We start from the raw sequence: 12126 nt of genomic DNA, 5'->3' as shown, positions 1-12126 counted from the left end.
TTCCCATCAGTTGGCCAGGCACCGAGCGCTCTCGCGCTGAGGCGGCAAAGTTGCTGTCCCGTCCGCCCTTCACGCTGGAGAACGCCGGCAGCGAACTGCACCACAAGCATGGCATCGTCATGGTGCTGGACTGGCTGGAAGACCAGCCGGGACAGACCTGGCAGGAGCGGTGGCAGGCCAGCGGCATCGAGCAGGCAGGCGCCGCCTGGCGGCCGTTGATCAAGCAGTGGCTGCACAACCGCGGACTCAAAGCAGCTTGGCGCATGCCGGTGGTGGGCCGGGCCCTGACGACAGTGATCAGTGCTGATCTGCTGCGGCCGTCGGTGAATTGGCTGGCCGCCGGGGCCAGCCGCCAAGGGGTTCTGGTTCGCTCTATGGCCCGCAGCCGCGACCCGCACGGGTTCGAGCGCCTGCGGGAGCTGGGCGCGTCAGTTCAGGATGTACGGTCGGGTGCCGTCAGCTCGGCTCTCTGCCGCGGTGCCCTCATTCTCGCGGCCAAGGGCGGCATGCTGACCGGAATCACTGTCGGCGATGTCCTAGAGCTCTTCGAGGCTCAGGCCACGGTTCTCAAGCGGATGACGGCGGGGACCGAGGTGTTCTACCGGCTGCTGCACCAGCTCGGAGCCCTGGGAGAGGCGGCCCCACAGAATCTGCGCGAGGTCCGCAACCGGGGACAGCGGACCCCTGAGGAGCTGGTCGACCGCTACGGACTGCGCTGCCGTCCCGTTCGTGACCTGCTCGTGGACTATCTACGTGAACGCCAGCCCGCTCTGGACTACAACAGCTTGAAGTCCCTCTCCTCTCGACTTTCGTCGTTCTGACCAACTGTCAGATAGGTAGCTCGCACGGGTGACCTGTGGCCATCGGCCCGGCCGGGAGGCAAACGCCAAGGAAGCATCGGCGGTGCTTATGTCGCCTGCTGTGAGGGACCCGCCGATGCTTCCGGATCCGACCGTACCCGCATCTCTGCTCGCTGTGCTGGGCGCTTTGCGCGGCAGTTTCACCTCGCCGACCTTCTCCACGTTCGCCGCGCTGGTCACTGGGCTGATCGCGAACACCGGTCGGGGCACGGTCACCGGGATGCTGCTGGGCGCGGGGTTGACCCGTTGCTGGTCCCATGACCGGGCCCACTCCTTCTTCGCCCGCGCCCGCTGGGAGCCGCAGACGCTGGGCGCGTCGCTGTCCCACCTTGTGGTGCGCTCTGTGGTGCCCGACGGCACCCCGCTGACGGTGGCGGTCGACGACACGCTGTTCAAACGGCGTGGGAAGAAGGTCTTCGGCGCCGCCTGGCAGCACGACGGCTCCGCCGCCGGCCGCGACGGGATCGGCTACGGCACCTGCTTCGTCGTCCTCGGCCTGATCGTGGACCTGCCGTTCCTGCCCCGTCCGGTGTGCCTGCCGGTGGCCGCCCGGCTGCACCGCCCGAAAGGCGAGCAGACCAAGGTCGAACTGGCCGCTTCCATGATCCGATTCCTGGCCGCCTGCCACTGGAGCCGACGTATCGATGTGGTCGCGGATGCCGCCTACCACGGCAAGGCGCTGCGTGACCTGCCCGTATCTGTCACCTTCACTACCCGGCTGCCGTCCCACGCGGTGCTCTACCGCCTTGCCCCACCGCCGACCGGACGGCGCGGTAGGCCCCGCCTGAAAGGCGACAGGCTCGGCACTCCGGCCGAGCTGGCCGCCACGCTGGCGTTCACCCCGCAGGCCGTGACCCGCTACGGCCGCACCGAGACCGTGTTCACCGCCGAGACCACCTGCCTGTGGTACGGCTCCTTCCACACCCAAACGGTGAAGGTGCTGCTGCTCCGCGAGGATGCCATCGACACCGGCTACGACCTGGCGTTGATCTCCACCGACCTGACCGCGTCGGCCGGGCAACTGGTGGCCCGGTATGCCGCGCGATGGTCGATCGAGGTGACCTTCGGCGAAGCCCGCGGCATCCTCGGCGTCGGCCAGGCCCACCACCGGACCCGGCGCGCGGTCCAGCGAGGGGTTCCGTTCGGCCTGTACTGCTACACGATCACCGTGGTCTGGTACGCGCTGCACGGCCACCACCCCCAGGACGCGGCCGAGCACCGGGCACGGGCCCCGTGGTACCTCACCAAGACGCACCCGGCGTTCTCCGACATGACCGCCAAGCTCCGCCGAACGATCATCGCGGCCCGATTTATGCCCATCGACGCCGGTCAGCCCACAGATACCGAAATCCGCGCCGTGCAAGAGGCATGGGCCGCAGCCAGCGCACACCTGGCATGACGATCAATCAGAACGTCGAAAGTCGAGTCTCCTACCACCTCGGCAAAAACTTCTGGCAGGACATCGAGCACCATCACCCCGACGCCGATAGTCTCCGCCTTGCCCCATACGTCATCGGGCAGTGGAAGCAGCGGATTCGCACCAAGGACAAGACCGTTCCCGGCCCCGACGGCCGACGCACCAGCACAAAGGTCGAGAGGCTCAACCACCGGGACACGCTCACCCAGGTGCGGGCCTTCTACCTCGATATCGCCCAGTGGGCACTGGAAGATCCCGGCCGCTGGGGCCCGTGGGTGGCACCGAGCCCGGTAAGGGCTGACGAGCTGGAGAACCGCAAAGTACAACGGCGGCGCAAAGCGAGGATGGACGCCCGCACCCGCGAGCGCCTTGCCGGTCCTGCCCATCCTCGTCCGCACGGTCGACCAGCGTCGCAAGGACGCTGCCGCGGTACTGGAAGCCGCCCGGCATACCAGCCCCGGCGAGGTGTTCACCGCTGCCGGTCAGCAACTCGTACGCGCCGTGGTTCCGCACGGAACAGCCGGCAGGATCTGGGCCGAGGACCCACACACCGGAAAACGCCGCGACCTCGGGCTCGAGGACGAGCGAGCCTTCTGGACCTGGGCCGTGGTCGAGGTCCTGCGGGCCACCGGCATCCGCATCGAGGAGCTACTGGAACTCAGCCACCACAGCCTGGTCCAATACCGGCTGCCAAGCACCGGTGAACTCGTCCCCCTCCTTCAGATCGTCCCGTCTAAGACGGATACCGAGCGCCTGCTGCTGGTCAGCCCCGAACTCGCCGACGTCCTGAGCACGATCATCTGCCGAGCCCGGCAGACCGCCGGCGCCGTTCCCCTAGTCCGCTCCTACGACCGCCGGGAATGCGCGTGGCAGGAGCCAGCCCCGCTGCTGTTCCAACGACGCATCCGCGGCGAGGACTGCGCGTTCACCGATGAAACCGTCCGCACAATGCTCCACCAGGCCCTCATCGACACCGGCCTGACCGACGCCACCGACGCCCCACTTCGCTACACACCGCACGACTTCCGCCGGCTGTTCATCACCGATGCCATCCTCAACGGGCTGCCGCCACACATCGCCCAGGTGATCGCCGGCCACCAGGACATCAACGTGACTCTCGGCTGCAAGGCCGTCTACCCCGAAGAGGCAATCCAGGCGCACATGGCCTTCCTCGCTCGCCGCCGGTCCCTACGCCCGAGCGAGGAATACCGCGTCCCCACTGATGAGGAATGGCAAGAATTCCTCGGCCACTTCGAGCGGCGCAAGGTCTCCATCGGAGCATGCGGCCGCGCGTTCGGCACCTCCTGCATCCACGAACACGCCTGCGTGCGCTGCCCGATGCTCTGGCCCGACCCCGCCCAGCGCGACCGGCTCGACGAGATCCGCGACAACCTCCTCGCCCGCATCGCCGAGGCCGAACGCGAAGGATGGCTCGGCGAGGTGGAAGGACTGCGCGTGAGCCTTGCCGGAGCGGAGGAGAAGCTCACCCAACTCGACCCAGGGGCGTTTCAAAGTCCCGATGATCAGGTGAGTCTGCAGGTCATGGTGCTGCAGGGTGTCGAGGGTGACCCGTCACGGAAGCAACGAAACTCCGGTTGAACGGGGTGACCTTCCCAAGTCGCCCTGCTTCGCCGGAGTTTCGATGTGTCGTCAGTCTGCCACCGTCTGTCTGGTCAAGCCGCCCACCCTGGCGGGTGTCGCAGTGCTTCCGCTGGTGGAGCGGTTGCGGTTGCTGCCTGATCCCCGGCGCCGGCGCGGTGTGCGTCACCCGTTCGTGGCGGTGCTGCTGGTCGCTGCCTCGGCGGTGGTGGCAGGCGCCCGGTCGTACGCGGCGATCGGGCAGTGGTCCACCAGCGCCCCGCAGCACACGCTGGCCCGGTTGGGCGCCCGGACCGTAGGCGCGCTGGGCGTGCGCGTTCCGCCGAGCGCTGCCACGATCCGACGGGTCCTCGGCCGTGTCTGCCCGGGCGGCCTGGCCGACCTGACCGGCGCCGATCCCGCAGGCGCACAGTCGGTGGCCGTGGACGGCAAGGCCGCCCGCGGGTCGCTTCACGACCAGAGCCCGGCCGCCCATCTCCTGGCCGCGATGACCGACCAGGGGCGGACCGTCACCCAGCTGCGGGTGCCCGACAAGACCAACGAGATCACCTGCTTCGCCGCCCTGCTGGAGCCCTACGACCTGACCGGGGTCACCGTCACGGCCGATGCTCTGCACACCCAGCGCGCCCACGCGCGCTTCCTGGTCGAGGAGAAGAACGCGCACTACCTGCTGGTGGTCAAGGCCAACCAGCCCGGTCTGCACCGACAGGTGCGGTCACTGCCGTGGAAGGACGTCACCGCACGCCGCTACGACCGCGAGAGGGGCCACGGACGCAAGGAGACCCGCGTCACCAGGGTCCTCACGGTCACCGACCTCGGACTCGACTTCCCCCACGCCGTCCAGGCCGTGCGGATCCTGCGCCACCGCACCGACCTCAAGACCGGCGCGTGCACCCGCCAGACCGTCTACGCGATCACCGACCTGACCTCGCATCAAGCCTCGCCCCAACGCCTGGGCCAACTCGCCAGGTCGCAGTGGACCATCGAGAACCGGCTGCACTTCGTCCGCGACACCACCTTCCGCGAGGACGCCTCGAAGGTTCGGACCGGCCACGGGCCCGACAACATGGCGAGCCTGCGGAACTTGGCGATCAACACGCTCCGCGACGCCGGGCACAGCAACATCGCCGCCGGTCTCCGCCACGCTTCCTACGAACCGTTCACCCGCCCACTCGACCTCTTGGGCATCGCCTGACCGGCGCACTCACAAGATCAAGAGACTTTGCAGCGCCCCTGCAACTCGACCGGCGCTCATTCCGCGTCGTCGTCGACCTCGGTATTCCCGCCAGGAGGACTCCGCCCTCATGAAACCGAACGGACGTCTAAACACGGAAGCGGATGAGGCGGACACTGGGGCTCCTGGCCGGAGAGAGGAATTCATCACCTACCGGATGAAAGTCTTCAAAGCAGGGCAGAGATAGACGCTGCATTCCGGAACACCTCTAATTGGTGCGAATATTTTCGCAGTCGCGGATCTGCCCCACCAGCTTGCCGATGCGTCGCCGCTGGGTGAGCACCGCCTCCTGGGTGCGGGGCGGTTCCGCCTCTCGAGATCCACTCTGCTCTGGTGTTGGCGCTCAAGATCGTTTAAGGTCGTCATCGTTGGAGGCGCCGACAACTTTTCCTTGCTCAAATTGATTCATTGGAGAGGGATATGGGCATGGGTATTGCCAAGAAGGTCGGAGTGATCGCTGCGGCGTCGCTCTGTGTGCTCGGGGCTGGCTCGTCGGCATGAGCGGCGAGTACGTCGACGAAGCTGAGTAACGGAACGATCTATTCGACCGTGGAGAACGGGAGGATAGTGTCCGGGAACTCGAGCCTCTTCTATTCGACGGTCAAGTACTCCAAGTCGGGCGGCAGCACCGTGAGCGTCAATCTCCTGATGGACGCGGGCACTGTCTACAGCTCCGGGACCTACAGCGTCGCCTCGGGGCAGTCTGCGTCCATCAGCTTCGGAGGTAAGCCGGTGCCTTCCGGCTGCCGCGCCACCGGCGGCATCAAGGCGGCGGGTCAGGGATACTTCTGGACTCCGAGTCTCAACCCCTGCTGATACCACATGGTGGCGCCCAGCCCTGAATCCGTAGGGTTATTCGAGACCGTGACCATTTCCCATGTTCCGGCTCGGTAAGGGTCTATCGCTCATGTTGCCGGGTTGAGGGACGTGAACGCGTTCCGCTCGGCGTGGATATCGACGTTCAAGATCGTACTGTCGTCGTCGTTGCTGGCGTCGACAGCCAGTTTTGCTCAAATCGTGCATTCGGAGAGGGATATGGGCATGGGTATTGCCAAGAAGGTCGGAGTGATCGCTGCGGCGTCGCTCTGTGTGCTCGGGGCTGGCTCGTCGGCATGAGCGGCGAGTACGTCGACGAAGCCGAGTAACGGAACGCTGTACTCGACCGTGGAGAACGGGAGGATAGTGTCCGGGAACTCGAGCCTCTTCTACTCGACGGTCAAGTACTCCAAGTCGGGTGGCAGCACCGTGACTGCGATCCTCGTGATGGACTCCGGGAGCACGGTCTACAGCTCGGGGGCGTCCAACGTCGCCTCGGGGGCGTCCAAGTCTTACAGCTTCGGAGGTAAGCCGGTGCCTTCCAGCTGTCGCGCGACCGGCGGCATGACCGTGTCGGGTCAGGGTTACTTCTGGACTCCGAGTCTCAACCCCTGCTGATACGCCACGGCACACCTGCTTCCGGTCCCTTTCTTTCACGGGGCCGGAAGCCTTGTACTGAGAACAAGGAATTCCATTGATCAGCGCGTCTGTCGGGGCACTGTCCGGTATTGTGCCCCTCTTCCTGGTGTTCGCGGTGTTGTTTACCACGCCTGCCGTGTTCATCGCGCGGGCGAAGAATGGCCCTGTCCTGTACAGCGCCGCCGCCGCAGTCCTCTTCGCGGGCGCGTTCGCGGTGACGTTGACTCCGGGCAACGTCGGGGACGCCGCCACGAACATGACGTGCGTTACGGGAACACCCCTGCGCGACGCCTTGCACACCACGCCTGGCCTGCTCAATGTGCTGCTGTTCGCGCCTGGGTGCTTCTCCCTCGTGATGGCAACCCGCCAGCCGATGCTGTCGTTGGCGATCGCCAGTGTCACGGTGCCCGGCGTGGAACTCGCGCAGGCGGCTTTCCCGCTGGGCAGGACCTGTACCTACTCCGACATCACTCTCAATTGCATGGGTGCCGCAGTCGGCTTGTGCGTAGGGCTGGCCGTACTGGGTCTCGTGGCACGCAGGCCCCTCTTCTCGCGGCGCGACTTCGTCCGCGGCGGTGGTGCGGCGGCGGTTTGCCTCCTCGCTATATTCGCCCTCTTTGGAGCGGTAACCCCTGTTGAGGGCGCTTCCGAGGGGCTGGGAGTCACCGCCGCCCAGGATCGCTGGGCGCGCTCCGCTGCCGTCGGCGTTTTCGGCGAGCAGTCGAAGGTAGTACAGGTCCAGCTGCGCCCCGGCGTGCCCGGGGAGCCAGTGAAGATCGACGTCACCACTGATCAAGGCGTCCTTAACCTCTCGTGGACCGAGCGGAAGATCCTCGCTGCGGAGGCGGATGATCACCAGGACGACGGCGGGAACCTGAGCTCTGTTCAGGCAAAAGCCGTTGGCCAGCGCTTCGCAGCGCGTTGGTTCCCTGAAGAGGTGAAGGACAGTAAGGTCACCTGGGACCCGCTGGGCGGTGGCAACGGGCCGTATGCGCTCAGCTATCGCCGGTACCACGATGGCGTTCTCATGCCCATGCGACTGGACATCACGGTTACCTCTTCGGGCCGCATCATGGCCATCACAGTGAGGACCGCAGAAGACCCCAACCTTCCCAAGCCAGTACTCGGCCGTGCCCAGGCTCAGCACCGCGCCGAGGGATTGACCAAAATGGACAGCATTGGTGAAACTTTCCTGCTGGCCGAGAAAGTCAACGGGACCTGGCGGCCTCTCTGGCTTGTCAACGTAGGCAAGAACGGCGAGGCGAAAGCGGCTCTCCGTATCGATGCAGTCACCGGCCAGCAGGTACAGCCCGACCCCATCCCCGGCCAGGAAGCCCCCGCTGAGTCGTAAGCCGACCCATGGGGGTAGCTTACGATGGGCCTCCCAGTCGACCAGCAGGGCACAGTCTGAACCCATATCTCGAACGGTTCCAGCGGCGGTAGTGCTCACCAGCTGGCGGCTATGGAACTTTTCCAACTCCGTAGCTCCCAGTAGGCGGCGTGCGCACGCCAAGGACGGGATAGACCCTGTCCTGGTCACCAGAGCGCGACAGGGCCACGGTCAGCAGCTGTTGGACGACCATCCGGAACCACACTGCGTGAGTTCAGAGAAGGTGTCATAAATCAGGCCCTGTTCTACCTGGCCTGGCTGATGGACCACCGTGCCGAGTTCGAGCACCTTGTCCGCGACCGGCTCGGGGTGACGGCCGCGTCCCAGGTCCTGTGGAGCGGCCCTCGCCTGATCTGCATCGCCGGCGACTTCACGCGCTACGACGTGCATGCCGTGCGCGAGCACCGGCGGTCGATCGACCTGGTCCGCAGGGCGCCGACATACGGGGGAGCGGTTCGCCCGGCGGCTCGGTAGCGCCTGAAGCCCCGGGTGGGGATGAAGCGCCGACCGTCCCACGCCGTGCGCGTAAGGAGTTCCAGGAGGGGACTCCTCCAGGAACTGCCGGGACCGGTCGTGAACGGAGAGCCGGTCAGCAGAAGCGCGGAGGTGCCCGTACCAGCGTTCTCCGCCCGGCGGGTGGAATGAACCGCTGCGCTGTACACCTTGCCGTTCGTGACGTTGTGATGGGTCGCCAGCGGAGCAGGGCCTCCGAGGTGGCGGCGCAGGACATCGACAAGCCGGGACCCGTCAGACGCGTCGTCATGTACGTGTGACATCCAGACCGTCAGCGGGGCGCTGGGCCAGGAGACGATCGAAACCGCGGGGGAGACGGCTGTGGACCACCAGCTGATCGCTCCCACATAGAGGTCCGCCGGGGCCAACCCCGCCGGGGCGGCTTCGGCTACCGCCATCTCCCCGAGCGGTCCTCGCAGGATGACATCGTCGTCCAAGACGCCCCCTTGTCGTTGTACAGCGTTGTTCGGTGGGCTGATCTTGCCCATACCTCTGACAACGGTTGAGGGAGGAGGCGGCGCGATGAGACGCGGACGCTGGCAGACAGCGGCTGCGGCCCGTTGAGTGAGCTCGAGGGGGAGTGGGACGCCGTGATGGTCGATCAATGACCTCGCACGTGGAGTGCGTGGCCATCCTGGAACCTGCGAACAAGGGTGCCTGACCTGCGGTTTCGCGACGTGTGGTAGTCGTGCGACCTGTTTCCCTCCGTACATGCGATCGAGACATGCGATCGAGCGGCCAGTTCGGCCCGAGAACCCGTTCCGACCTGGGGATTCGCGGTCAGACCCACGATGGGGACGGCGTCGGTGGCGGGGTTTGTTCACGATTCTTGACGCTCTCATGACGCTGCGGGTAAACCGGAATCGGTGGAGTCTCGGCGCCCGGAGGTGAGCGCAGTGCACCGCTGGCAGGAAGAAGTCAAGGACGTTCGCCTTGCGCGGGCTTGGAGAGGGAAGGTTCGTGGAGTCGAGGCCAGACGACGTTGGCCGCATCCCGTTTCGTAGCGTCCCTGAAGCCAAGACAGCGGCCGCTGCGCAGCCGGAGTCCTGCAGGAAGGCGTCATCCACGACGTATCACGATCGCGGTTTCGGCGACACTTCGTGGCTCCGGTACGGAAAATCGATCCGGAACCAAAATTCGCGGAGTGTTGACCCGCGGACTGTCCAACGGCGGTTTGCCGCGGCCGCATTGTATTGTCAGTTCTCGTGGGCGCGGCATCGCGGTAGCGGCGGGGGCGACATGGCGTAGGTCCCGACGGGGGCAGGTGCATCGCATCTGTCGGATGGTGTGCGGCGGGTAGTGCACGCGCTCCTCGGCCCGGGCGGTGGTGGTCGCGACCGTGCCGTTTCGGACCTGCCCGCGGGAGCCGGGGTACTGAGGGGGACACATAGGCCGTGGCGTGCCCGGACTTACGGTCTCCGGAGTCGTCCGGGAACAACGCCCCGCCGTCGTGGGGCGCGGTCGGAAACAGGAAGGCGCTGATTCATGGCTGCCCACCGGTCCGATGAAGGGCCGCACCTTCACCTTGCCTCAAGAAGTCAAGACCCGGAACACCATCCACCGATCACGGCAAACCACCGCAGGTCGACCGGACGGCCGGCGCCCGCGGTGCTGCCCCCATCGCTGCGCGCGTGGCTCGGGCTGATCGCGGCCCTCGCCGCGCTGGTGGTCGTCGTGCTCGGGGTCCTGTACGCCGGCCACAGCGAGCCCGGCAGCGTGGACGTGTGGATCCAGTCGGCGGTGGACGGTGTGCGGTCGCCGTGGCGGAACATCGCCCTGGCCATGGACTTCTTGGGGGAGCCCGTGGGAGCGGCGACGCTGGTCGTGGCCACCGTGACGGGCTGCCTGCTGCTTCGGCGTCCTCGCGCAGCGGTGCTCATCGTTGCCGGCATCGCCATGGCCGTGGGGGCGGCGACGCTGCTGAAGCACCTGGTGGGACGCACCATCCACGGCGACAATCTGTCCTACCCGAGCGGGCACACCGCCTTCCTCACCGCGCTCGCCCTCGTGGTGGCGCTGCTCGCGAGCGGCCTGCTCGGCCTCGGCAGGACGGCCGGCACGTTACTCGTCCTCGCCGCGGCGCTGGTTGCCGGCGCCGCCATGGGCTGGGCGCTGGTCGCCCTGGGCGCGCACTACCCGACCGACGTCCTCGGCGGCTGGTGCACCGCGCTGGCGGTGATTCCGGCGACCGCGTGGCTGGTCGACCGGATGGCTGACCGGCTGGTCGATGGGATGGCCGACGCCGTTCGGCGGGAGCGTCGCTGACGTCACGTCACGTCACGCCAGGCGGCGGAATACGGGCTTCACCGGTCGTCCGGCCAGCCAGGGGGTGGGGTCTGCGGCGTCCAGTGCCTTCCGGTACACCGCACATGCCTGGGCCACCACGTCGACGGTGTGATCGATGTCGGCGTCGCTGAGCGCGCTGCTCACCACGAACGACGGGGCCAGCACCCCGCCCGCGAGGAGCCCGCGCAGGAACAGGGTGCGGTACTGCTGCGACGGCTGCCGGTTCTCGTCGAGGGTGGCGAAGACCAGGTTGCTGGCCCGGCCTCGGACGACGATGTGGTCGCCGACGCCCATGCCGGCCGCGGCGTCGCGGACACCGGCGGCCAACCGCTCGCCGAGGGTGTGGAGCCGCGCGGTGACGCCCTCTTCGACGTAGGTGGTGAGCACGGCCATCGCGGCGGCCAGCGAGTGCGTTTCCGCACCGTGCGTGGTGGACAGCAGGAACACCCGGTCGCCGGAGTGACGCAGCCCGCCCCGCTCCATCAGATCGCGGCGCCCGGCCAGCGCGGAGATGGCGAACCCGTTGCCCAGTGCCTTGCCGAACGTGGAGAGGTCGGGGACGACGCCGTACAGGCCCTGGGCGCCTGCCTCGGACCAGCGCAGGCCGGTGATCATCTCATCGAAGATCAGTACGCAGCCGTGCCGGTCGGCCAGCTCGCGCAGGCCGGCGAGGTACCCGGGAGTGGGGTCTCCCCTGCTCGAACGAAGTTGAGAGCTTGGGGAAGGCTCGGTGTGACCGGCAGGTTCGAGGATCAGACAGGCGACCTCGTCCTGGTACCGGGTGAGCAGCTCCTCCGTGGCGGTCAGGTCCCCGTAAGGGAACGCCACGGTGAGTTCGGTGGTCGCCGCCGGAATACCGGCGGACATCGGCGTGGTGCCGATGAACCAGTCGTCGACGGAGAAGAACGGATGGTTGCCGCAGATGGCCACCCGCGGGCGCCCGGTGACGGCGCGGGCGAGTCGCACCGCGGCGGTGGTGACGTCGGAGCCGTTCTTCGCGAACTTCACCATCTCGGCGGTCGGCACCGTGGCCAGGAAGCGTTCCGCGGCCTTGACCTCCACGATGGACGGCCGGACGAAGTTGCTACCGCGGTCGAGTTCCCGCCGCACCGCCTCGATCACGCGTGGGTGGGCGTGGCCGAGGCTGACCGACCGCAGGCCGGAGCCGTACTCGACGTAGCGGTTGTCGTCGATGTCCCACACGTGGGCACCGCGGCCGTGGCTGATGACCGGGGCCAGGTTCTCGGGGTACTGGTCGTCGCCCTTGGCGTAGGTGTGCGCGCCCCCGGGGATCATGGCGTGCAGCCGCTCGTTCGCCATCCGCGACCGGGGCAGGAGGAACTCTTCGGTGCCTTTGGTGTCCACGCCAACC

General features: G+C 67.1%; 10 protein-coding genes and 1 pseudogene. 10 read left to right on the top strand and 1 reads right to left on the bottom strand.

Annotated elements, in window-relative coordinates:
• The first annotated feature begins 50 nt into the window (after window positions 1–50).
• From OG395_RS09280 to OG395_RS09235, 10 genes and pseudogenes are all read left to right on the top strand, one after another.
• Entirely contained in the window at window positions 51–821 is a 771-nt protein-coding gene (locus OG395_RS09280) for a hypothetical protein (RefSeq protein WP_327242453.1), read from the top strand.
• A gap of 115 nt (window positions 822–936) precedes the next feature.
• Complete coding sequence (locus OG395_RS09275; protein WP_327241768.1) at window positions 937–2259, top strand: IS701 family transposase; 1323 nt, start codon at window positions 937–939, stop codon at window positions 2257–2259.
• 387 nt (window positions 2260–2646) lie between these two features.
• The gene (locus OG395_RS09270; protein ID WP_327242452.1) at window positions 2647–3876 is read left to right on the top strand and encodes a site-specific integrase; all 1230 of its coding nucleotides are present in this window, start codon (window positions 2647–2649) and stop codon (window positions 3874–3876) included.
• Window positions 3877–3919: 43 nt separating this feature from the next.
• Window positions 3920–5071, top strand: coding sequence for an ISAs1 family transposase (locus OG395_RS09265; protein WP_327242451.1), 1152 nt, complete (start codon window positions 3920–3922; stop codon window positions 5069–5071).
• 606 nt (window positions 5072–5677) lie between these two features.
• A complete protein-coding gene (locus OG395_RS09260) occupies window positions 5678–5926 on the top strand; it encodes a hypothetical protein (protein ID WP_327242450.1) in 249 nt (82 codons plus the stop codon).
• A gap of 111 nt (window positions 5927–6037) precedes the next feature.
• Window positions 6038–6226 (top strand): hypothetical protein, encoded by a 189-nt coding sequence (locus tag OG395_RS09255; RefSeq protein WP_327242449.1) that lies wholly within the window; start codon window positions 6038–6040, stop codon window positions 6224–6226.
• 66 nt (window positions 6227–6292) lie between these two features.
• The gene (locus OG395_RS09250) at window positions 6293–6544 is read left to right on the top strand and encodes a hypothetical protein (RefSeq protein WP_327242448.1); all 252 of its coding nucleotides are present in this window, start codon (window positions 6293–6295) and stop codon (window positions 6542–6544) included.
• A gap of 76 nt (window positions 6545–6620) precedes the next feature.
• Entirely contained in the window at window positions 6621–7916 is a 1296-nt protein-coding gene (locus OG395_RS09245) for a VanZ family protein (protein WP_327242447.1), read from the top strand.
• Between the two features lie 261 nt (window positions 7917–8177).
• Window positions 8178–8384 (top strand): annotated as a pseudogene (locus OG395_RS09240) (DUF5655 domain-containing protein); the annotation flags it as partial.
• A gap of 1692 nt (window positions 8385–10076) precedes the next feature.
• The gene (locus tag OG395_RS09235) at window positions 10077–10733 is read left to right on the top strand and encodes a phosphatase PAP2 family protein (protein WP_327242446.1); all 657 of its coding nucleotides are present in this window, start codon (window positions 10077–10079) and stop codon (window positions 10731–10733) included.
• 12 nt (window positions 10734–10745) lie between these two features.
• On the opposite strand, the gene OG395_RS09230 is transcribed toward OG395_RS09235, so the two are convergent.
• Entirely contained in the window at window positions 10746–12119 is a 1374-nt protein-coding gene (locus OG395_RS09230; protein WP_327242445.1) for a glutamate-1-semialdehyde 2,1-aminomutase, read from the bottom strand.
• Window positions 12120–12126: the final 7 nt, after the last annotated feature.

Source organism: Streptomyces sp. NBC_01320 (assembly GCF_035974375.1).
In the GTDB taxonomy this organism is placed as follows: Bacteria; Actinomycetota; Actinomycetes; order Streptomycetales; family Streptomycetaceae; genus Streptomyces; species Streptomyces yanii.
This window is presented reverse-complemented; position numbering and strand designations above follow the sequence as displayed.